The sequence below is a fragment of the Nostoc sp. genome (assembly GCF_036919675.1).
Lineage (GTDB): Bacteria > Cyanobacteriota > Cyanobacteriia > Cyanobacteriales > Nostocaceae > Nostoc.
Genome location: NZ_JBALCP010000020.1, coordinates 1 through 22,955, shown reverse-complemented (window position 1 = coordinate 22,955; position 22,955 = coordinate 1). Strand labels below are relative to the sequence as shown.

Below are 22,955 nucleotides of genomic sequence, written 5' to 3'. Positions count from 1 at the left end.
TCTTATTCAATAAATGTGATCTCATCAGACTTAGAAATTAAATTACTGACACTAGAAAATCTCAGTGCAATACTAGAACTCGATCAAGCCTGTTTTGGCGGACTTTGGACTCTGGAGGGCTACAAACGAGAATTAGATAGTCCCAACAGCGATTTACTTGGTTTGTTTTCCCAGTTCTCTACCATAAGTTTGCTAGGAATCGGTTGCTTTTGGTCAATTTTAGAGGAAGCCCACATTACAATTTTGGCAGTTCATCCCCAATATCACCGTCAAGGTTTGGGTGCAGCTTTACTATATTCACTCATTAAGACAGCTTGCGATCGCGGTTTGGAGCGAGCTACCCTCGAAGTCCGAGCTTCCAACTTGGCGGCAATATCTTTATATCAAAAATTTGGCTTCAAAACAGCTGGGCGACGGCGACGTTACTACCAAGATAACGGTGAGGACGCGCTAATCCTTTGGATGTCAGACCTGCAACACCCCCAATTTCAAAAGACTTTGGACAATTGGTATACCCTAGTTAGCGATCGCTTGGACAAATCCTCTTGGCACTTGCTTTTTAAGTAATAGAGGTAGGCGAGAATAAATCAAACTATGTTAATTAATGTAAAAAATATGGAAATTAGCTCGTAGTGTTCGCGTAGGGTATCGTAAATAGAGGCTAAACCCCTACTTCGAGGGCTGAATCCTTACCTACAAATCTTTAATTATTTACGCTGCTCTCCGTAGTTAGGGATTATTAATTTTAAATTATCGAGGCTTGTGATCAGCTTCAGCAAAAAAATGCAACTTTGCTCCACCTTTTTTTATTTAAATATTTTATATTAAAAAGAAAATACATAATTAAAAACTATGTAAGATTTTTATTCATTGACATTTAAAGATAAATGTGTTATGAATAAAAATTTGGAATTGAGTAAAGAAACTCTTACTGTAAGTAGTCAGCTATTTGTAATAAATCCCAAAAACGCTGGTGAACTAAAGCTCCTCAGTACACTAGCTACAGAAAAGTAGTCAATAGTTAACAATCATCCCATCAACCCAAGTCATAGCTTCAGGATGTCTATAATCTGTTATACAGGCATCCAAAAGCTTTGCCTGTGCTAAAATCAGCATACCGGCACGACCGCAGATGATGGGATAAAGCCATGTTTGAGCGCTTCACAGAAAAAGCCATTAAGGTAATCATGCTGGCCCAAGAAGAGGCCCGCCGTTTAGGTCACAACTTTGTCGGAACTGAGCAGATCCTCTTGGGTCTGATTGGCGAAGGCACTGGAGTGGCTGCCAAGGTGCTGAAATCAATGGGCGTCAATCTTAAAGATGCCCGAATTGAAGTTGAAAAAATTATAGGACGGGGATCAGGCTTTGTTGCCGTGGAAATTCCGTTTACGCCACGGGCAAAGCGAGTTCTAGAACTCTCCTTGGAAGAAGCACGCCAACTGGGGCATAACTACATTGGCACCGAGCATCTGCTGTTGGGCCTAATCCGCGAAGGGGAAGGTGTCGCAGCCAGGGTGCTAGAAAACCTCGGTGTGGATCTATCTAAGGTAAGAACCCAAGTCATCCGCATGTTGGGAGAAACAGCCGAAGTTTCACCAGGCGGTTCATCCGGGCGCACAAAAACCCCGACTCTGGATGAATTTGGCTCAAACCTGACCCAGATGGCAATAGACAATAAGCTCGATCCGGTGGTGGGACGCGCTAAGGAAATTGAGCGGGTGATTCAAATATTGGGTCGCCGGACTAAAAATAACCCAGTGCTGATTGGAGAACCAGGGGTTGGTAAAACTGCGATCGCTGAAGGTTTAGCTTCACGCATTGCCACTAAAGATATCCCTGACATCCTAGAAGATAAACGCGTCGTCACGCTGGATATTGGTTTGCTCGTAGCAGGCACCAAGTATCGGGGTGAATTTGAAGAACGCTTGAAAAAAATCATGGATGAAATCCGCTCTGCGGGTAATGTCATTCTCGTGATTGATGAGGTACACACCTTAATTGGTGCAGGTGCGGCAGAAGGTGCTATTGACGCAGCAAATATCCTCAAGCCAGCTTTGGCAAGAGGTGAGTTGCAGTGCATCGGAGCTACAACCCTAGATGAATACCGAAAGCACATCGAGCGAGATGCAGCACTAGAGCGGCGTTTCCAACCAGTGATGGTTGGCGAACCCACAGTTGATGAAACAATTGAAATTTTGTATGGTCTGCGCGAACGCTACGAGCAACACCACAAACTGAAAATCTCCGACGAAGCATTGGTAGCGGCGGCGAAGTTATCAGACCGTTACATTAGCGATCGCTTCCTCCCAGATAAAGCCATCGACTTAGTTGATGAAGCTGGTTCTAGAGTGCGCTTGATTAACTCCCAACTGCCACCCGCAGCCAAGGAGCTAGACAAAGAACTGCGTCAGATATTAAAAGAAAAAGATGACGCGGTGCGCTCTCAAGACTTTGACAAAGCTGGGGAATTGCGCGATCGGGAGATGGAAATCAAAGCCGAAATCCGGGCGATCGCTCAAAGCAAGACCAATGCAACTGGCAATGAAGGTGAAGAACCTGTAGTTACAGAAGAAGACATTGCCCACATTGTCGCTTCCTGGACTGGGGTACCGGTGAACAAACTCACCGAATCTGAATCTGAAAAGCTGTTGCACATGGAAGACACCTTGCATCAGCGTTTAATTGGTCAGGATGAAGCTGTGAGGGCAGTTTCACGAGCTATTCGTCGCGCTCGTGTCGGTTTGAAAAATCCTAATCGACCCATAGCTAGCTTTGTCTTCTCTGGGCCTACTGGTGTAGGTAAAACCGAGTTGGCGAAGTCTTTGGCTGCTTACTTCTTCGGTTCAGAAGAAGCGATGATCCGCTTGGATATGTCGGAATACATGGAGCGTCACACCGTCAGCAAGCTGATTGGTTCGCCTCCTGGTTATGTTGGTTATAACGAAGGTGGTCAGCTGACCGAAGCCGTGCGGCGGCGTCCTTACACCGTGGTGCTGTTCGACGAAATCGAAAAAGCCCACCCCGATGTATTCAATATGCTGCTGCAAATTTTGGAAGACGGTCGGTTAACCGATGCCAAAGGTCGCACGGTGGACTTCAAGAACACCTTGCTGATTTTAACTTCCAATATTGGTTCTAAGGTAATTGAAAAAGGCGGTAGCGGTATCGGCTTTGAATTCTCCGAAGATGCCAGCGAGTCAACTTACAACCGGATTCGCTCTTTGGTGAATGAAGAACTCAAGCAGTACTTCCGTCCAGAGTTCCTCAACCGACTCGATGAAATTATCGTCTTCCGTCAGTTGAGCAAGCCGGAAGTGACCCAAATCGCCGAAATTATGCTCAAGGAAGTATTTGGTCGTCTGACTGAAAAGGGTATCACCTTAGAAGTCACAGACCGCTTCAAGGATCGGTTGATCACTGAAGGTTACAGTCCCAGCTACGGCGCAAGGCCATTACGTCGGGCAATTATGCGCCTGTTAGAAGATAGCCTAGCAGAAGAAATTCTGTCTGGTCGCATTAAGGATGGCGATACAGCCCTTGTTGATGTGGATGAGAATGGCGTTGTGCAAGTTAGTTCTCAACAGCGTCGGGAATTGTTACCCCAAGGTGTTGAGTAAGATTTAGGATTTGGGATTTAAGTCTCAAATAAAAAATTAGAAAACGGTAGAGTATTTATTGCTCTACCGTTTTTTTTGGCAGAAAATTGATTTCAATACATAAACTTAATTTAGGAATCTTTGAGCATGATAGAAATCAAACCTTATCCTGGTGATTTCATTCACGGCATTAATCTTAATAATTGGTATCCATGTTGGAATCTTGCATTATGTGGTCGCTTATATTCTCCAGATTTTGCTGCACTTTGTGACCCTGGTCTTGCGGAATCTCACCGTTGTGTAAAAGACCTTTCTATAGAAGCTTTGAAACAAAGTGGTACACCAATGGGTGTGCTATCACCTCGCACCTCCTGGTATGTATCGGCTGCTGCTATTATTCGTTCGGGTGGTCACATTGGGATTGGTAATATTGACACCAAATGGCTTCAAAAAGAAGAAATGGATAAAATAGTTGCAATGGGTGATACAGAATTAGCTTTTGAGGAAACACGTCGGAATATTGCACCAAATGCTGTAAGTAGATTAGCTTGTATTTGGGTTGCGGAAAATACATATACTGGACAAGCACATATCCGATCAATGCTTGGCACAAATACTTTGATACTAAAAGTAACAATTCCAAGTGCAACTTGTGTGTCAAAAGTTGATACTTCATGGTTTGATCTATACCATCATTACTCTAAGCAAGAGTACATTGAGCAATATTGGCAAGGTGTGGGACTAGATCCTAAAAGCCCAAAGTGGGAATATTTAGTTGATGGAATAGTTGAGGTGAATGATCCTGAAGGCTTAGAAAAAATCCGTAAAGAAGGGGGTCATTTGACATTAAGTTGAACTTGAGAGTCGTAGGTTGGGTTTCGTTCCTCAACCCAACCTACATCCAGTCAAAATCTTAGATTGATGAGGTAAGCATTAACAAGCATGACTTACACAAATGTCACAAGCGCCGACTAAGGTCAGTAGCTACTCGTCAATTAACCATCCACACTCTATGCCGTGTTCAATTCCGCCAGTCCAGTCCATTTTCAAATGCTTCCGCACTTTATGGAATAGATGTTGAACTACAACTGGGTTAATTGAATTTTTAAGATATTTTTCTTCATACCTAAATTCTCGGTCAGTGTTTTTTTGCTGACGTAGTACGTAAATCTGGTCAACCTTGTACTTGCGAAGATTGACATCACTGGTCAACTTGATCCACTCCATAAGTACAACATATAAACTATTTGGATTTCTTGCCTTTAAGTCCTCTGCTGCTCGTGATGAACCTTCGAGCATAGTTTTATCGAGATATGTCTTACATTCAATTGCAACAACTGGAATATCGAAAATGTGCGTTTCAGTGTTTCCTGTAACTGTAACTTCAGAGTAGTTTTCCGGTTCCTCTTTAAGAAGCGAGAGTATTTCACCAGGGTTTTCATCTTTCTCCGGTGGGGTTGCTGCTTCAAATGATGCTTGAATAGTGGCTCCAATTACAAAGTCATGATCTTTCTTTTCAATACGTGCATACGGTCGCTTCAGCATCTCAGAGTATTTTGGCGGCACAAAGAAAATATCTTTGAACGTATGTGATTTGCCGATGAGAGCATTTTCTCCAAAGTCTCTGACTAAATCTTTAAACAGATAGTAGAGAAATTCCTCCAGCACACTAGAGTGAAGGTTGGATCTAGAATCAAACTTCTCAGCATAGTGCTGCTGGTCTAAAAAGTCCTTATATTTTGATAGAAGCTCTACCCTACTAGCAATAATTGCATCATCTTGATCAGTAGGTGTTGATGTAGGGCCAACTAATTGGAAATTAGCTAAACGCCACTTATCATACTCAGTTCTAATCTCACTGAGATATTTTTTACTCTCAACATCTCTGTATTTTGTGCGGTGATTCTCCTTTTGTTCAAGATTAGAGCCGTGAACTAAAGGGTTCCTATCGCTTTTTGGCATAGCTCTAATTTATCTTGAAGATGAAGTGCGATCGCTTTAGCAAGAATAGGTGGTACAGCATTACCTACCTGATTGTACTGGCAAAGAAACTTCTCATCAAATCTCTCTTCCCGATGTAATAACTTGTGAGATACAACAGTCTTCTTCCCTAGAAAACGATAAGTATCAGGAAAAGATTGGACACGTGCCCCTTCACGGGCTGTCAAATTGCGATGCTGGAAAGGATGAAGAAAATTGGCGTAAAACGAAGCGGCTATTGTATGTGATGGTTTATATGGATTTAAACGTCGGTTATTCTGGTCATAACTTATCTCAGATAACTCACCATTTCCACTACGCCGTCTAGCCCCATGTTCTTTTGGTGCGTCTGAACTTGATTCACCCCATTTAATATGTTTGAAGCGTTCTACAAGCCTCTGGGAATGATCCATTGCAACATGATTGGAAAGTGTTTGACTGCCATTCCTGATCCAATTTTGATAGTTATTGAGAGGTTCTAAAATGTAAGGTTGTTCCTCTTCACCCTCACGTGCATTCAGTGGTGGTAAATCTGATATAGCATCCCATAAACTTATGGCAGGAAGTAAACCCATGCAGGCAAATATTGATAATTTAGGAGTATTGATATGCAAAAAATCTAACGAATGTGTTTTTGGAGGAATACCTAATTTTTTTCCTGTTTTATTTCCAACAATAAAAATACGCTCTCTAATTTGTGGTACACCATATTCAGCAGCATTTAATGACCATACTTCTACAAAATATCCTAGATGCTCAAAAGTTTCTTTAATTATATCTATTACTTTTTTGCCTTCAAGATTTTGGCGCGAAAGTAAACCTTTAACATTTTCCATTACAAAAGCTTTAGGTTCGAGAAAACATATCCACTCAGCAAAGTTAATGAATAGACTATTTCTAGGGTCTTTAGGATCTTTTTGTGCTGGGCCGGCAATACTAAAACCTTGACATGGAGGCCCACCAATAACAATATCCGGCTTGAAGTGACAGATATCCTTAACGCTACTTCCAGTGTTTAAATCACGGATATCCTGTTGAATAACTGTCATATCAGGGCGGTTATGGCGCAGCGTATCGCAAGCCCAGGCATCAATCTCAACGGATAGAGGAACAGAGAAACCTGCCATCTCGAAACCTAGACCAAAGCCGCCAGCCCCAGCAAACAAATCAATAGTGATAGGTTGTGCTGTTACCATAGACTCTTAATGTGGTTACTCATAGCATTTACCTTCTAACTTAACCCTTAATCATAAGCGTAATTAATCGTCAAATCCTTGTAGCAATAGTTGCTAAGTGGACGATTGACGAATATCACCGCATGATTAACGCTGGCATTCTGAGCGATCGCACCGGATAAACGCCGATTTTAAAACAAAATTAACCAAACTCCCATTGCAGAATCTGGGGTACAATACCGCCTTACAGTGGTTGATATGATTATCCCGATTTTAAATATGCGTCTATTCCGAGAAAAAGAATGGTTATTTAGCTTACTGGTAATATCTCTAGTTCTATGGCTGATATTTTTGGGAAACTCCCCTTTACGAGATTGGGATGAAGGTACTGTGGCACAGGTTGCGCGTGAAATTTGGCGTGCCCCACTTGGTTCAATGCATTGGCTTTACCCCACCTTGGGAGGTGAACCTTATTATAATAAGCCACCCCTGATGCACTTGCTAATTGCTTGGACTTACTCGATTGGAGGCGTGAATGAGTGGACAACACGTCTGCCGGGTGCAGTGTTAACTGCCTTGGGAGTGCCTTTGCTTTACTTGGTGGGATGTTTGCTTTTTAACCAAAGTTTACCAGCTCTGTTTGCCGCTTTAGTTTACCTGACGATGTTGCCTGTGCTGCGTCACGGACGGCTAGCAATGCTAGATGGTACAACTATTACCTTTTTCTTGCTGTTGTTGTTTTGTTTGCTAAAAGCACGTCAGAATCGTCGGTATGCTTTAGGCGTGGGATTTTGTCTAGGGTTAATTACTCTAACTAAAGGGATGATAGTTTTGCTGCTAGGGGCGATCGCTTGTTTATTCCTGATTGCAGATCGGCAGTTTGCTTTGTTAACAAGTCCCTATTTATTAGTAGGAATATTTTTAGGAAATGCACCAGCGATCGCTTGGTTTGCTGCTCAATGGCAACATTATGGCGGAAATTTCTTCCAAGTGAATTTTCAAGCACAAACTTTTGATCGCCTTACACAATCTGTTGAAGGTCATAGTGGCCCTCCCTGGTACTATTTAATTGAGTTAATTAAGTATAGTTTTCCTTGGTTATTATTTTTACCGGGAGGTTTTTATCTAGCTTGGAAAAAACGTCATACTACCTGGGGTTGCCTAATTATTATTGGCACAATTGTTTATTTAGGAACCATCTCTTTAATGAGAACTAAACTCCCGTGGTATATTATGCCTGTATATCCATTTTTAGCTTTGGCAATTGGTGCTAAACTTAGCGAAATTTGGCAGTCCGGTCATTTTAGAGTGCGAAGTTGGACAATATTTCTGGCTATTATTGCTTTTGCTGGTTTAGGAGGTTGTGTCTACTTTATTATTGCAAATAAAGAGCCTATTTTAATAGTCATGAGTATTGTTTTGGCAATAAGTATGGCCACCGCAGCCTGGCTAGTTAAACAGCGCGATCGCAACTTTATTGCAGTGTTATTTACAGGGATGTATTTAGTTTTAACCCTATTGATGAGTTCACAATCATGGATTTGGGAATTAAAGGAAGCTTTTCCAGTTAAACCAGTAGCAGACTTAATTCGGGCAAATGTTTCACCAGGAACACAAATTTACACCTCTTTTGCTTATGGGCGTCCTAGTTTGGACTTTTACAGCGATTGCAAGGTAACTGCTACAACTGTGCCACTTTTACAACAAATGTTATCTAATAAATCTTATTTACTGTTAGACAATGCGGTTTTACAGCAAATCAATTTAACTGGTAGTAAAATTATAGGAGCAGCTAACGGATTTACACTGGTTACAAAAAACTAATTATATTAACGAATATTAGATAGCAGATTACCTAAGATACCCGACAACTTTTACGAAGTCAGGTATCTTATTTATCGGTAAACGATCAATGAATGATATTAATCAACCTAAGCTACCCAAAGATCGTGGGCAAATCGAATAGAAAATGTGAACATTAGTATTCCAAAAAAGTACATAATTGGGTATCCCCAACGAGGATAATGGGAAAGTAATAACCCAAATGCCATTGACAGCGATATAATCCCGTAAGCGTAGCGTTCAGATGAGGCTGTAATCCCAGTGTTTAAAATTAAAGCGAAGGAAGAAAACCCATAGACAACAGTAACAAGGGGAATTTTAGCCCGTAATAACCATAGTAAATATATCCCACCAAAAACTAGTGCAATTTTAACTAATTCATCTTTTGTTAATACCCACAACGATAGCCATAAAAAATATAATCCATAGCGGAATTTAATCATCCCCAGATGTACACGAAAGCGCCATAAAAAACAGCCACTAACAATAATTATTAGAGAAAATAACAGATACAAAGGGTCTTTAATATAGCCAGATTTCCAATTAGTGAAACCTATCGTAATTTGCATCAGCATCTGCCACCAACCCTGCCAAGCAAATCCTGTTGCATCACCACGCCATGCTTTTTGTGCATGGATAAAAGCCAAAGCGTCACCAAATTGAATTTGACAATAAAGACTGTACAAAGATATACCCAAACCAACACTTAAACTAGCAATATAGGCTTTTATACCTCTACGTTCTTTCCAAGAAACAAACAGAAAAGCGGGGATAAGAGCAACTCCAGGTAGTCGCGTCGCTGTAGATAATGCACCCCAGAATGCTGCCCAAATATATTGCTTTTTATCAAAAGCTCGTAAGGCAGATGTGGTACACAACAAAAACAGACCTTCAGTGTAAATTACGGTTCCATAAAGGGAATAGGGACACCATGCTAAAGTAGCTGTTGCCCATCGTGCTGTGCTTGTGCTGTAAAGCTCCTGTACCCAAAAATAAAGGATGATCAAGGCAGCTAAAAAAGCCGCATTGTTAACTAATATACCTGCCACTTTCAAAGGCAAGCCGATGAACATAATTATCCGGCTTAACAATGGAAATAAAGGGAAAAACGCAACTGTGTGCATTTCCTTCACGTTACTGGAGAAATCGTAACCAGAAGTCACAATCTTCTCATACCAAACACTATCCCAAGCAGAGAAAACATCCCAACTAAACGTGGCAGCAACACCATCTGATGAAGTTGGAAACAATGGGGCAATCAGTAACATAGCGATAACTATTAGAAGTCTACTAGACAACCATATTGCTATGATAAAAAATAAGTCATTAGCCAAAAACTTTTTCATTGTATTCATCTTTGCAGATAGATAAATTAACTTTTAATTGAGATTTTAGCAAAAGTCAGCTTTGATTTTTGGATAAATAATGTCACAATTTCACACAACAAACCAGAGTCTAAAACCTAAAGATATAGAAAATAAGTGGATATATAGGAGTACCTACAATAGCCAAAAAATGAGGACATTTGCACAACGATAGCCACCCAAAAATATCGGGAAAAGTAAAAGGCAAAGATTAGAGAAAATACATCAGCAGGATAGATATATCTGTCGTGCATTTTGAGCAGGATATATGGCATAAATAAAACTGATATAGTGGCTAAGTATATTAATCTGTTCTGAGTAATTTTTCGTCTACTTTTATAAACAATATATGACAATAAAAATATTGCAGATATACTTAAAGTTAAACCTATGATAACAAGAATATTATCAAAGTTACTGAGAACCCATTGATAAAGATTAAGTGCGTTTTTAGCGAGTTATTTATATTTATTAGCTTGGTTAAAGTATATTAACTCCTGCATCAACAAACGTTCTGGCTGAATTTTATTCCACTCAATGGGGTGAGAGTGAAAAGTTACTTTCTAGTAGTATACCGTTTTTAGATGGTAAGGAATATTTAAATCTTTACCAAAGTTTTTGCAATTTTATGGCCTTCCACTTGAATTTGTAAGCTCCAATCACGAATTATATTCCCTTTCTTTTATCTTCTTGGAAAATTGGGATGCTAGCGTGCCTAAACCTAATTTCTTAAGTAATAAATATTTATATGTTTCCCAGGTAGACACACGAAATATACTTTTGAATAACCATGCATCATTATCAACTGTAAAGGGAGTTTCAACCTTAGCTACAAGAAACGAAGAAGTATCATCTGAAGTCGAAACTAACTCTTCCCAGTTAGTAGGCTGTTTTTTGCCCCAATTAAAAATTGTTTTTAAACTCACGACTTCTAAAAGTTCCCTAAATCATTCCTGAAATTTTACATATTCTGCATTTCTTTATCCTTTCATACTGTATTTAGAGCAAAGGTTAGAGCATACACCATCAACATAATTTTTTCCTAAATTCAATTTTACTACCAATCTGCAAAACAATTGTGACGCCTCCATCAGCCTTTTCGCTTAATTTAACAATACTCCGGACAGTTTTCGCCCCAATGGATAAAAAAGCCACTTATTGTTGTAGGCTGCAAATAGTTCAAAAAAGCATACTGCTAAATCAGCTATGAATACGGTAGAAACGATACTCGCCCAAATGGGTAATTTAGCAAACCTGATCATAAATACTTAGTAACTTTAGTTACTATGGTTAGGATTATGTTGGGAAAAGTGAACTTTACAAATCTAAGTCGCTACAGTCAAATCTCGGAAAATATCTACCGACGACAGTTTAGCCAAGGCTTTGAGTTTGTGGAATTAAATAATCGGCGAGTAATTGAACAGGCAATGCTTTGAACCTGGCTGGCTAAATTAGAGGTGACACAAAAACAGCTTGTAGACAAAGAAGTTTGATTTATCTAATAAGGCAGTTTTTATGAAAATAGCATATGTAATTTTGGCGCATAAATATCCGGAACAATTAGTACGTCTTATTTATAAACTAAACACAGATGATGTTTCATTTTTTATACATATAGATAAAAAAGCGGATTCTAAAATTTATCATCACGTGCTGACTCAACTCAAGGATTTTCCAAATGTCTCTTTCATAAAGAGATATCATTTAGCATGGGGAAGTTTTGATATTGTCAGAGCTAGTCTTGAAGGAATAAAATCAATAATTGGAACAGGTATTTACTTCGATTATGTTATATACTTATCGGGTCAAGACTATTTGATCAAGTCAAATGAACAGATTAAGAAGTTTCTCCAAGAAAATAAAGGTAGAGAATTTTTAGAGTATTTCCCACTACCTTGTAATAAATGGTATCGTGGAGGTTTAACAAGATTAGAATCTTGGTATATACGTTGGAAAGATAAGGATTTTTTTATCCCAGAAAAGCGTGAGTTTAAATCTCGCATTAACTCTTTTTTATATTCATTGTTGATTTTGCTTTTACCGAAAAGATATAAATTTCCTGAAGGCTTTGCTCTTTATGGAGGTTCAGCATTTTGGTGCTTAACAGGAGAATCCATAAAATGGATAAATGATTTTGTTAAGCAAAACCCTAAGTTTGTTAATCGTTTTAATTACACTTATTGTCCAGATGAATTGTTTTATCAGATCCTAATTGTAAATTCGCCTTTTAAGGATAAAATTATTAACACTCGCTTGACATATCTAGACTGGTCTAACATTAATGCCCTTCACCCAAAAATTTTAGAAAAAAATGATTTTGATAAAATTAGAGAATCAGAAAAATTATTTGCCAGGAAGTTTGATATGACTATAGACCCGGATATATTAGATATGATTGATGAAATGATATTGAGTCAATCTTAACTTGCAAATAAATTTTGAATTTTGGTCGTAGAGAAAAAATAATAAATGTTCCCGACTATTGAACTTTGGACAAAAAAGAGTGGTTTGGGTAAAATATCCGCTAACCAAACGTAATTTCAAGAACACTTAGATAATTGCTCAAGGTTGACGTTGAGCCAGCCGCGATTGTTTGGCGAGCGGACAGTCTACCAGTATCCGTAAGAGACTAACATAAAGTGCCTTTTGTCAATCAGTTTAAATACTCAAAACATTGATAATAGAAATAATAATCGCCACTTTGGAGGAGGATAGAGGACAGGGGGATATTTTCTTTCTTTGCGTCTTTACGTCTCCCCCTCTTTGCGTCTCTCCTTTGCATCAGTGTATCGATTATAGTGATTGCTGTTATTAAAGAGTCCCAAGCAATTTATAGTGAGAGTTGTTTGTAAATCCTTAAGCAATTGTGAAAGCGATTACTCTCGTTGGTTCCACTGGTTCTATTGGTACTCAGACTTTAGATATTGTCACTCAGTACCCAGATCAGTTTCGGATTGTGGGATTGGCAGCTGGGAACAATGTAGAGATGTTGGCTGCTCAAATTCGGCAGTTTCGACCGAAAATAGCAGCAATTTGCTCAGAAGATAAATTACCAGCACTCAAAGAAGCTCTCATTGACCTCGATCCCCAACCGATTTTACTGGCAGGTGATGCCGGAGTGATAGAAGTCGCTCGCTACGGCGATGCCCAAACCGTTGTCACTGGTATCGTTGGTTGTGCTGGTTTGCTACCCACGATCGCAGCTATTGAAGCTGGTAAAGATATTGCCTTAGCAAACAAAGAAACCCTGATTGCTGGGGCCCCTGTGGTTCTACCCCTAGTTGAAAAACACGGTGTAAAATTACTCCCAGCCGATTCCGAACATTCCGCAATCTTTCAATGCCTCCAAGGTGTGCCAAAGGCAGGCTTACGGAAAATTTTGCTCACTGCATCTGGTGGGGCTTTCCGAGAATGGGATGTAGAAAAGTTAGCAGATGTAACCGTTGCTGACGCCATCAAACATCCTAATTGGTCGATGGGGCGAAAAATCACAGTAGACTCTGCTACTTTGATGAATAAAGGACTGGAAGTAATTGAGGCTCACTTTCTGTTTGGGTTGGATTATGACAACATCGAAATTGTCATTCATCCCCAGAGCATTATTCACTCGCTGATTGAACTGCAAGATACTTCAGTTTTAGCCCAACTCGGTTGGCCAGATATGCGCTTACCCTTACTGTATGCTCTATCTTGGCCCAATCGCATCTATACCAACTGGGAACCACTAGATTTGGTCAAAGCTGGAAATTTAACCTTCAGTGAACCAGATCACCAGAAGTATCCTTGTATGCAGTTAGCTTATGCTGTGGGTAAGGCTGGTGGTTCGATGCCAGCTGTGTTAAATGCCGCAAATGAGCAAGCTGTGGCTTTATTTTTATCAGAAAAAATTCGGTTTTTAGATATTCCCCGGTGTATCGAATCGGTGTGCGATCGCCATCAAAATGATAACCGTGCTAATCCCTCTTTAGATGATATTTTGGCAGCAGATAAATGGGCAAGACAAGAAGTTTTAACTGCAACTGAAAAGTTAGAAACTGACTCGCGGATAATTTCTCTGCGATAAAAACCTTTAGTTCAGATTGGACTGGGGATCAGAAATTGATGCCTAGTACAGCACGGCGTAAATAAACATACCATTTCAAATGGTGCAAAAGCCCGGAATACAATTCTTTTGACTTTTGACTTCCGCCTTGCGGTACTAGCCCCCAATTTTTAATCCCTAGCCTCTAATCCAATTAATATGGAAATCATTTAATCTTATGGCAGAAACATAGTCACCAAACTACAAAAAGTTAATAAATTGAAGATAGTCGGTGGCTTCCGGATCAGCTATCAGTTTTATGTATGTCTATAATTTATCTCCAAACTAAATTATAAATCTTTACAGAAACTTTGCAAAAAAAGCGACATTTTACATCAATAATTATCTCATTTTTAGGTAAGATATCCCCAGGTTAATTATCACAAAAAACCCCATCATAGTGGACATTAAAAATTGGGTTTAGCATCTTTTATACCAATGATTGTTACCAAAACAAAAACTTACCCTTTCTGAAAAAACACACTCTCAGATAAGGGCAATTATTAAGGAATTAATATATGATTGCTACGCTGATTGTAGCTTGGATAGTCTTCATAATATTGTGGAAGCTGCTGAAAGCAACCGTGAGCAATGCATTGACTATTGCGGCAATCCTTATTTTATTAAATATTGGTTTTGGCATTACTCCACAAGATATTTGGCATTATGTAACGCAGTTTGCTCAAAATCTGTCGCAGATCCAAAGTGGCAAGTAAAAATAGGTACTTCACTTTTGCTAATGAAAGGTGAAGTATAAAATATGAAATGACAAAATTTTTAACTTTGATGCAACTGCCGTCAAAGTTTCTGTGGTGTTTACAACCTTTCTTGGTCAATTATTATTTAATGCTGAAATCTTAGCCAACGCATCCTTAAAACTCGGCGGCAACTGACGCATAATCTTGCCTCTTTCGCGATCTAAAGCTACTAAAGTCACTTTGGCAGTGACGTACAATTGTTGTCCATCAGTTGAGACAATGGCATAATCCCAATTGATTCGGACGCCAGTTACCTCAGCCATGCGCGTTTTTACCACCACTGCCATACCCAATTGAATTGAACGATGATAGCGCACCGATAGTTCTACAACTAGTAAATCGCACCCTATAGCGACTAAATCAACAAATTCAATCCCTATAGATCGCAAGCATTCAATCCGCGCTTCTTCCATCCAAGCTATATAGGAACCGTGCCAGACAAGACCGGCATAGTCAGTGTGGTGGGGTTGCACTCTGACAGGATATTCAAACCAATTCCCAAATTCATGACTTGATGGATTGTCAAGGGCGCTGGTTGGTGGTAGTTTTGGTTGGCTGGGTTTTTCTTCTGACATTTTTAATTTCCTAAGCACCTATAAATTTTCAAATCATTGAATAGCATAAAAATTAATTGCGTTGCCGGACTTCTTGATTTAATATTTACACTTCCGAGTATAGGGAGTGTTTTGTTATGCAGCCTAATCTCCGGTATGTTAGTCTTGTTACTTTGACTCTACTTAGTTTACTAGGTTTTGGGATGGCTTACCCAGAAAATAACCAGGTAAGCACAAATGCAAAGTTGAGGTATGATTTCGCAGAAAAAGCTCAAGCTTTACCCAAGAATAATCAGCTCTCAGAAATTGAAAGGCTCAACGAAGAGGCTATCAAAGAATCTCGGCAAGAGCAATCGAAAGAAGCGTTGCAGAGATTACAAAAAGCATTAGCCATCAGCAGAGAACTTGGAGAACGCTCTTGGGAAGCCGTAACACTCAATAACATCGGCAGAATCTACCAAAGTCAAAGAAAGTATCCCGAAGCACTTCAATCCTATCAGCAAGCCCTATTAATTAACAAAGAACTTGGGGATCTCGTTCGACTTGGCAAAACATACAGTAACATAGGTTACTTATTCGATATCCAAAATAAACCAGAGTTAGCAATTTTTTTCTATAAGCATTGCTTGATTAATCGTGAAAAAGCTCGCTTGAATCCATCAGCACTGAGTGCGCTACAACCAGATGCTTATAGCATAACTGTTAGCCAGACATATCGCATTTTGGGTGAACGATTACTCAAACAGGAACGTGTTCCTGAAGCACAAAGGACAATAGATTTACTCAAAGTTGAAGAACTAGAGGAATATCTCCAGAATGTGCCAGGTAATCAACGTACTGTCAAAGGTATTAATATAGCGGCAACAGAAAAACCAATTAAACAAAAGTTAGAGCAAACCTTGGATAATGCTGTTGTGCTAGGTAAAGAACTGACAACACTGCGGAAAATTTCCCCCAAAGAGCGATCGCTCGAACAGAAACAACGGATTGAGCAATTAGTCTTAAATCAACAGCAACTCCTGGATGGATTTAACGAATTTATCAATAGTCCTTCAGTGAAAGCACAGGTAGAGCAAATTAGCCGGACAGCTAGGCAGCAAAATTTGGATTTGCAGAGTCTCAACGAACTTCGGGATAATTTGGCGCGATTACCTCAAAAATCTGCACTCCTCTACCCACTGATTTTAAAAGATAGCTTGGAATTGGTACTAGTAACTCCTGATTCTCCACCAATTCATCGCACCGTTGCTGTAAAACGCGAAACCCTTCATCAGACAATTGGTGCTTTCCGCCAAGCTTTAATCGATCCCAGTCGAAATATCAAAGCACCTGCACGCCAATTGTATGACTGGCTAATTAAACCGATAGAAAAAGACCTGAAGCTATCAGGTACACAAACTCTGATTTACGCTCCAGATGACCAGTTACGCTATATTCCTTTAACTGCTTTATATGATGGCAAACAATGGCTAGTGCAGCGTTTCAATGTTAATCACATTACATCTGCCAGCCTGACTAACTTAAATACCCCACAACAATCTACTTTGCGGGTTTTAGTCGGTGCTTTTACTAAAGGTAATTATCAAATTAAAGTTGGGAATCGACAGGTTGCTTTTGCTGGTTTGCCCTTTGCAACGCGGGAAGTGGAAAACTTAGCCGCTACGGTTCCTGATACTACGGAGCTTTTAGACAATGCCTTTAGCCCCAAAACTGCTGTACCCCAAATGGATGATTATACAATTGTCCATTTAGCGACTCATGCAGCCTTTGTGGTGGGTAAACCAGAAGATTCGTTTATTTTATTCGGGAATGGCGATCGCGTTAACTTTAGAAATGTCGCCACTTGGTCACTACCCCATGTAGATTTGGTAGTGTTGAGCGCCTGTGAAACCGGCTTGGGAGGCAAGTTGGGTAACGGTGAGGAAATTTTGGGCTTTGGCTATCAGATGCAACAAACCGGCGCCAGAGCCGCGATCGCCTCGCTATGGTCAGTGGATGATGGTGGTACACAAGCACTCATGAGTGCTTTTTATGGTATACTATCTACTGAGAAATTGACTAAAACTGAAGCTTTACGAAAAGCTCAAGTATCATTAATTACCGGAGACTGGAAGGCAATAAGTCATAATGTACCCGCAGCAGCAGTTAATGACTTTAGCCATCCGTACTATTGGGCACCTTTTATTTTGATTGGTAATGGACAATAGAAATAAAAATTCATAATTCGGGAAAATACACAGTCAAGCAAATATAATGATAGTTGCTACTGCCTAGATTCACCAGATGATCTTAGTAACGCGCAACACCTGCGATTTCAATAGCTGCTATATTCCATTACTGAATCTTTTACATAGCCCTAACAAAAACTGCGATCAGGTTTTGATGATATTTTGGGCAAAGAGGAGCGCCCAACTACCCAACCTCTGACTTTGGTGTGTTTTAACACCTTCCAGCTAAAGGCTCAAAATCCGGCTCGTGAGGTTTTGGCAGATACAAAAAAATATGCGATGGGCCAGCCACGAGCCAATCACTTAATGGTAATGGAGAATAGGTAAGAGCGATCGCCAACTAAGCCACCATTACCAATTACCGATAATCAATTTCTAATTTGCGATCGACCTTTGAAACCTTAATACTTCTTGGCAAGAGTTTTAGAGCCTGTATCAGTTTGCATAGATTGCTTGACAAGATTAGCCAGTTCATCTAATTGGCTAATTGCCTCCGCACCTTCTAACTTCATTAATTCGCGGTCATCCCGCATTTCCGTCCAAGTAATCCCGTAATCAGACACTAAAAACCGAATTAGATGGTTATCACCCAAGCCAACCATAAACGATGCACTATTCATTTGGTCGCCACAGGTATAGCAGGATGCAAGATACCCACGCCGCTCTAGTACAGTCGCCAAAGCTTGCAGGTTCATTACCAAGTCTTGGACGAATTGTCGATGTTGATGTGCTAGTCTCAGAAACACTTTTGTCCTCCAGACACCACAGTAAGTTGAGTCTCTTTTATATTTTCTTTAGATTTTCTCATCCACTGGTATTGTAGACTATTCATTACAATTACCAGACAAATGATATTGAGTCGTTAATTGACTACCTTGTTTAGGGTAGTAGATCGGGATTTTGAGCGCCGTATCAAACTATTCAGTTTGCAAATTCAAAATATCGGACAGAATTGCTAAATTTAACTATATCTTTATACATTTCTGCCAGGGTAGATTCTTACAAGAAGAGATCCGCTTTTAGGGTAACTTAAATCTCGTACTAGTCAAGTACGGAAATGCTACATATTTCGTTTTTAGAAGCGACGGACAGCCAAATTCACTCTTAGTAGAGGCTAAAACGTAGTTTTACATCGTTATAGTCTCTTTTTTAGATGTTTGATCTGTTCTTTTTCTAACGGAGATTTTATATAGATAAATGATTAGGTATACCAAATTCGTTCCTCCCGTATATATAAAGTTGAGCAGATGACAGTGCAAATTTTAGATCCAGTACTAAAACTAGATTAAGTATAGTCTTTTATACAGAGTTTACCTCATGTAATTAATAGACAAGTCTAAGTGTAAAATCCACAATGGATCAACTTAACACTGACAATACCTAAACTCAGCAGAGCAATGTTGCCATTTAGGCAATATTTTCAGCTATTTTGGGATTATCCTCAAAAAGTTGTACCAACCAAAGCACAGAGATTTTAGGTAGCAATGGCTATTCTACCCTGCTGACAGGTAAGTGGCATTTGACTCAGACTTGCGATCGCACCGCCACCGCTTCATTTAATTCCTGGCCGTTATACCAATTCACGAAAACCCTGATACAGATAGATTTCTCATCGGGGCATGGCAATGCCCCTACCAACGTATTTGTATCATTATTAAAGTGAAATGGTATTACAACGGGGGTTTGAACATTCATTTGGCTTCTTATACCAATTTTTTATGAAGACGCATAGAAAGAACCCCACCGCCTACGGCACCTCCCCTTGCCAAGGGGAGGTTGGGAGGGGTCAAAATAATGTGCAGTTTCACAGAGAATTGGTATTAAATGGATTGGAACATCCCCAGACACCCCATATTCTCTACGAAGACAATAAACATATTTTAGTTGATCGTTATCCTGAGAATTTTCTCACTACCGATTACTGGACACAAAGAGCGATCGCATTACTCAAACAAGCAAAAACCAAGTCAATCAATTTTGGATTTTGGATTTTGGATTTTGGTGAAGCAGCGCGGTCTTCTCCCTTGGCGTTAGCGCAGCGTAAAGCCTGCGGCATGGCAACTCTTAGAGACGCTACGCGAACGCTTAGAGCGAGTCCGCGAGCGTCTGGGGGTTTCCCCCATGAGTGACTGCTGTTAGCGCAGCGGTAGCGTTAGCGAAGCGGTAGCGTTCGCGCAGCGTCTCGTAGAGAGGAACGAGCGTCCGTAGGAGCGTCACCCGAAGGGATTGACCCCGACCACAAGGGTATGGGGCAAGCCGAATTTTAAATTGAGAATTTTGGATTTGTTCCGCCCACGAAAGCGTTGCGGGACGTTCGCGTTAGCGTCTCCAAGAGTTGTGCGGGGCGGGGCATGAACCAAAAAATCTTTTATCTAAAATCTTTTATCTAAAATTCGTAGTCAACAGACAAGCTATTTTTCTTGTATTTTTCCAACAATGCTGTTCACTCACCGTTTAATATTAGTGTCACGAAACATTACTTGTAGTGCTAACAAGTTTTTCCCCTTTCAACATCCGCGCCGCAGCTTCGAGGAGAGCTTCTTCGAGATAGGGCTTGGTAAAGTAGCCACTAGCACCGAGTTGAGCTGCAATTTGTCTGTGCTTGTCTGCACCCCGTGAGGTGAGCATAGCGATCGGTAGGTGGTTGAGGTTAGAGTCTTTCTGGATGCGAGAGAGTAACTCCAGACCATCACAGCGGGGCATTTCGATGTCGCAAAATACAATATCGCAAGGCAGACCAGAGCGGAGTTTATCCCAAGCTTCCTGGCCATCACGCGCCTGTTCTACGCGATAACCTGCTTTGTTAAATGTCAGGGATAGCAATTCTCGGACTGTAATTGAGTCATCGACTATCAGCACTGTTGGATCAATTTTCGCAGGAGAGGTGTCTGGGGGAGTAGCTTTCTGTTGCCAAGAATTGCCACCAATTTGTGTAGAAATCCGTCCTTGGAAAATGTCAATTATTTCCAGCACGTCAGCAATAGGCATAATACGGCCATCACCAAGGACTGTAGCACCAGCTACACCAATGGGTTTAGGCGCTGGCCCTTCAAATTGCTTAATTACAATTTCTTGTTCGCTCAACACCAGGTCAATCTGTAGAGCAATTAGGGTATTTGCCGATCGCACCACAACCACAGAAACCATATCATCATCTCTGGTGCCGCCATAGACATTGCCGCGACTGATCTGGCGATTGAAGGTTAAAAGTTCCTTTAGAGGTCGGAATGGCAGTACTGTATCGCGCCAATAAATAAACGATTGCCCATTGCCATCGTGCTGGATATTTTTGACTGGTATATCCAGCGTATCTTCAACACCGTCCATTGGGAAAGCGATTCTAGCTCGATCAGAGACGCAGCAGAGAGCTTTACAAATACTCAGAGTCAGTGGCAGACGAATGGTGAAGATGGTTCCCTTACCGAGCACAGAATCGGTGTTCACTGTCCCCCGAATTTCGCTAATCTCGGAACGCACTACATCCATACCCACACCACGACCAGAAATTTCATCTGCTTGGTCTTTGATCGTAAAACCAGACTGGAACAGCAGATCGTAGACTTCCAGACGAGACATGGCTTTTGCCTGCGCTTCCGTAATCATGCCAATCTTTACCGCCTTAGCCTTAACCCTTACTGAATCGATACCTGCGCCATCATCGCCTACGGAAATGATCGTTTGGTTGCCTTGGTGGAAGGCACGGATAGTAATGATTCCCACGGGTGGTTTACCAGCAGCTTGTCGTTCTTCTGGCGTTTCAATACCGTGAGCGATCGCATTATTCAGCATATGAGTTAACGGATCGGTCAGATGATCCAAAATCATCTTGTCAATTAAGGTATCGCCACCTTCGATCACCAACTCAACTTGTTTGCCACACTTAATGGCGTTGTCGCGCACTCCTCGCCGCCAGCGATCGATAGTTTGGGCAAAATGCACCATTCGCGCTCTTGTTAGCCCCTCTTGTAGCTGGGTGGTTACTTGGCGGAACTGCCTTGCTACTCGCTCAGTTTCTTCGGTGACAAAATCAATGTCACTTGCCGACTCACGCACTCGCACAATCCGCTCAATCATCTGCTGTGAGAGTGTATGGAAGGGAGTAAAACGATCCATCTCTAACTCGCTAAAACCCCTATCAGCATTGGAATCAGGCGCTTGAAAGCCGGAATCTTTCTTTTTGCGTCCAGCTAACAGAGAAGCTTCCAAAAGCGATCGCTCGTACAACTCTTGCATCCTTGCGCCCACATCCGAGAGTTGTTGTACCTGAATCAGCAAGTTATCTAATGACTGCCGCAGCCGTTCATGATCCTGCTCTAAGGTATTGCGATTTACCACCAACTCCCCAACTAAATTACTCATATCGTCCAGTTGCTTAACTGGAACCTTCATCGTTTCTTCAAATCTCGTAGCCCGACGAGTAGAGGGGCGGGGAGTTTTGCTGGTGTTAGATTTTAGTAATGGTGAATGGGATATTGTTTGATCTGCTTCTGCCAGCAACTTCTCCAAATCACCAAATTCATCTTTTATGGCTGGTGATGGAATGGGATTTTTAGCCAAGACTGGCTGAGTATCGAAGGGCTGGCGTTGGGGTAGCCCGTCGTAGACATTGCTATCGTTATCTGTACCTAGCAACTCTTCCAGGGCTGCAAAATCTACTTCTGGTATTGAGGTAGCTTTGGGGTTAAGTGCTACTTCCTCTTGTAGTAATGCTTCCAAGTATGCAAATTCATCTTCTAGAGCAACTACTTCAATGGTTTCTGTTGTTACTAATTCTTCAGTTGAGGTAACAATAGCATTTTCTTCCTCTAACACTGGCGCAGCTTCAGATATCTCTCCTTGATCCCATAAATCAGTTTCTACATCTTCCTGAATAACCGTTTGGGTGAAATTATTAACAGCTTGTGAGTCAATTGTTGCCGCTTTTTCTTCTAATTTTTCCTGGTTTTTTGCTTCTGATAGAGCAGTTTCTGGCAACAATAAATCATTTACAAAACTAAGCTCAGTATCCTCAAAATCTGTATTTTCTGTGAACTCAAAGGCAGTTTTTAAATTATTGTTCGGCTCAGTACCTAAAACTTCTGGGCTTGTCTGGACTAAATCTGAAGTTTCCCCAAAATTGATATCTAAAGAAGTTTCTGTAGGCGATAGTTCATCCACAGTATTATCTGTGGTTTCCATCTGAATATAGGTGGAGTCATCTGTAGCTCCATCTTCAAACAGCAGTTGCGGATTTTCATCGAAAGAGCCGAACAAATCACCTGGCTGTGCTGGGGGTAATGCTGAATCTGAAGTTTCCCCAAAATTGATATCTAAAGAAGTTTCTGTAGGCGATAGTTCATCCACAGTATTATCTGTGGTTTCCATCTGAATATAGGTG

18 protein-coding genes are annotated in these 22,955 nt (G+C 40.7%); 10 read left to right on the top strand and 8 right to left on the bottom strand.

From position 1 onward, the window contains the following. Nucleotides 1–15: 15 nt before the first annotated feature. The 3 genes from rimI (at nt 16) to V7K49_RS01625 (ending at nt 4,451) form a co-directional block, all read left to right on the top strand. Nucleotides 16–567 carry a ribosomal protein S18-alanine N-acetyltransferase gene (rimI, locus tag V7K49_RS01635; RefSeq protein WP_335143470.1) on the top strand — a complete coding sequence of 184 codons (552 nt, stop codon included), beginning with the start codon at nt 16–18 and terminating at the stop codon, nt 565–567. Nucleotides 568–1,148: 581 nt separating this feature from the next. After that, nucleotides 1,149–3,617, top strand: coding sequence for an ATP-dependent Clp protease ATP-binding subunit (locus V7K49_RS01630; protein ID WP_334872906.1), 2,469 nt, complete (start codon nt 1,149–1,151; stop codon nt 3,615–3,617). A gap of 126 nt (nt 3,618–3,743) precedes the next feature. Next, nucleotides 3,744–4,451: a hypothetical protein gene (locus V7K49_RS01625; protein WP_335204266.1), complete on the top strand. Its 708-nt coding sequence runs from the start codon at nt 3,744–3,746 to the stop codon at nt 4,449–4,451. Nucleotides 4,452–4,580: 129 nt separating this feature from the next. Here the strand turns inward: V7K49_RS01625 and V7K49_RS01620 are convergent, their stop codons facing one another. Then, nucleotides 4,581–5,558 (bottom strand): Bpu10I family restriction endonuclease, encoded by a 978-nt coding sequence (locus tag V7K49_RS01620; RefSeq protein WP_335204265.1) that lies wholly within the window; start codon nt 5,556–5,558, stop codon nt 4,581–4,583. Beyond that, nucleotides 5,531–6,772 (bottom strand): DNA cytosine methyltransferase, encoded by a 1,242-nt coding sequence (locus V7K49_RS01615; protein WP_335204264.1) that lies wholly within the window; start codon nt 6,770–6,772, stop codon nt 5,531–5,533. Before V7K49_RS01615 ends, V7K49_RS01620 begins: the two co-directional genes overlap by 28 nt. 258 nt (nt 6,773–7,030) lie before the next feature. On the opposite strand from V7K49_RS01615, the gene V7K49_RS01610 reads away from it, so the two are divergent. Further along, on the top strand, nt 7,031–8,575 hold the full coding sequence (locus V7K49_RS01610) for an ArnT family glycosyltransferase (RefSeq protein ID WP_335204295.1): 1,545 nt from the start codon (nt 7,031–7,033) through the stop codon (nt 8,573–8,575). 107 nt (nt 8,576–8,682) lie between these two features. Here the strand turns inward: V7K49_RS01610 and V7K49_RS01605 are convergent, their stop codons facing one another. After that, nucleotides 8,683–9,948: a mannosyltransferase family protein gene (locus V7K49_RS01605; RefSeq protein WP_335204263.1), complete on the bottom strand. Its 1,266-nt coding sequence runs from the start codon at nt 9,946–9,948 to the stop codon at nt 8,683–8,685. A gap of 668 nt (nt 9,949–10,616) precedes the next feature. Then, nucleotides 10,617–10,883 (bottom strand): hypothetical protein, encoded by a 267-nt coding sequence (locus V7K49_RS01600; protein ID WP_334872914.1) that lies wholly within the window; start codon nt 10,881–10,883, stop codon nt 10,617–10,619. A 384-nt stretch (nt 10,884–11,267) separates the two neighbouring features. Here V7K49_RS01600 and V7K49_RS01595 point away from each other — a divergent pair, with 384 nt between their 5' ends. The 4 genes from V7K49_RS01595 to V7K49_RS01580 all read left to right on the top strand — a co-directional run bounded on the left by V7K49_RS01595 (nt 11,268) and on the right by V7K49_RS01580 (nt 14,754). Then, nucleotides 11,268–11,393, top strand: coding sequence for a hypothetical protein (locus tag V7K49_RS01595; RefSeq protein ID WP_334872916.1), 126 nt, complete (start codon nt 11,268–11,270; stop codon nt 11,391–11,393). 79 nt (nt 11,394–11,472) lie between these two features. Then, nucleotides 11,473–12,381 (top strand): beta-1,6-N-acetylglucosaminyltransferase, encoded by a 909-nt coding sequence (locus V7K49_RS01590; RefSeq protein ID WP_335204261.1) that lies wholly within the window; start codon nt 11,473–11,475, stop codon nt 12,379–12,381. A 442-nt stretch (nt 12,382–12,823) separates the two neighbouring features. Continuing rightward, nucleotides 12,824–14,020, top strand: coding sequence for a 1-deoxy-D-xylulose-5-phosphate reductoisomerase (gene dxr / locus V7K49_RS01585; protein WP_335204259.1), 1,197 nt, complete (start codon nt 12,824–12,826; stop codon nt 14,018–14,020). Nucleotides 14,021–14,556: 536 nt separating this feature from the next. Beyond that, the gene (locus V7K49_RS01580; protein WP_334794254.1) at nt 14,557–14,754 is read left to right on the top strand and encodes a hypothetical protein; all 198 of its coding nucleotides are present in this window, start codon (nt 14,557–14,559) and stop codon (nt 14,752–14,754) included. A gap of 116 nt (nt 14,755–14,870) precedes the next feature. Here V7K49_RS01580 and V7K49_RS01575 read toward each other — a convergent pair whose 3' ends face one another. Continuing rightward, nucleotides 14,871–15,371 carry an acyl-CoA thioesterase gene (locus V7K49_RS01575; protein WP_334872923.1) on the bottom strand — a complete coding sequence of 167 codons (501 nt, stop codon included), beginning with the start codon at nt 15,369–15,371 and terminating at the stop codon, nt 14,871–14,873. Nucleotides 15,372–15,487: 116 nt separating this feature from the next. Here V7K49_RS01575 and V7K49_RS01570 point away from each other — a divergent pair, with 116 nt between their 5' ends. Then, nucleotides 15,488–17,557: a CHAT domain-containing protein gene (locus V7K49_RS01570; protein WP_335204258.1), complete on the top strand. Its 2,070-nt coding sequence runs from the start codon at nt 15,488–15,490 to the stop codon at nt 17,555–17,557. 422 nt (nt 17,558–17,979) lie between these two features. Here V7K49_RS01570 and V7K49_RS01565 read toward each other — a convergent pair whose 3' ends face one another. Both V7K49_RS01565 and V7K49_RS01560 read right to left on the bottom strand, forming a co-directional pair. Then, the gene (locus V7K49_RS01565) at nt 17,980–18,324 is read right to left on the bottom strand and encodes a DUF1815 family protein (protein WP_273766912.1); all 345 of its coding nucleotides are present in this window, start codon (nt 18,322–18,324) and stop codon (nt 17,980–17,982) included. 778 nt (nt 18,325–19,102) lie between these two features. Further along, nucleotides 19,103–19,273 (bottom strand): hypothetical protein, encoded by a 171-nt coding sequence (locus tag V7K49_RS01560; protein WP_335204257.1) that lies wholly within the window; start codon nt 19,271–19,273, stop codon nt 19,103–19,105. Between the two features lie 23 nt (nt 19,274–19,296). On the opposite strand from V7K49_RS01560, the gene V7K49_RS01555 reads away from it, so the two are divergent. Next, nucleotides 19,297–19,707, top strand: coding sequence for a hypothetical protein (locus V7K49_RS01555; protein WP_335204256.1), 411 nt, complete (start codon nt 19,297–19,299; stop codon nt 19,705–19,707). A gap of 337 nt (nt 19,708–20,044) precedes the next feature. On the opposite strand, the gene V7K49_RS01550 is transcribed toward V7K49_RS01555, so the two are convergent. Continuing rightward, nucleotides 20,045–22,955 (bottom strand): hybrid sensor histidine kinase/response regulator (locus V7K49_RS01550; protein WP_335204255.1); only part of this gene is annotated, 2,911 nt, incomplete at its 5' end.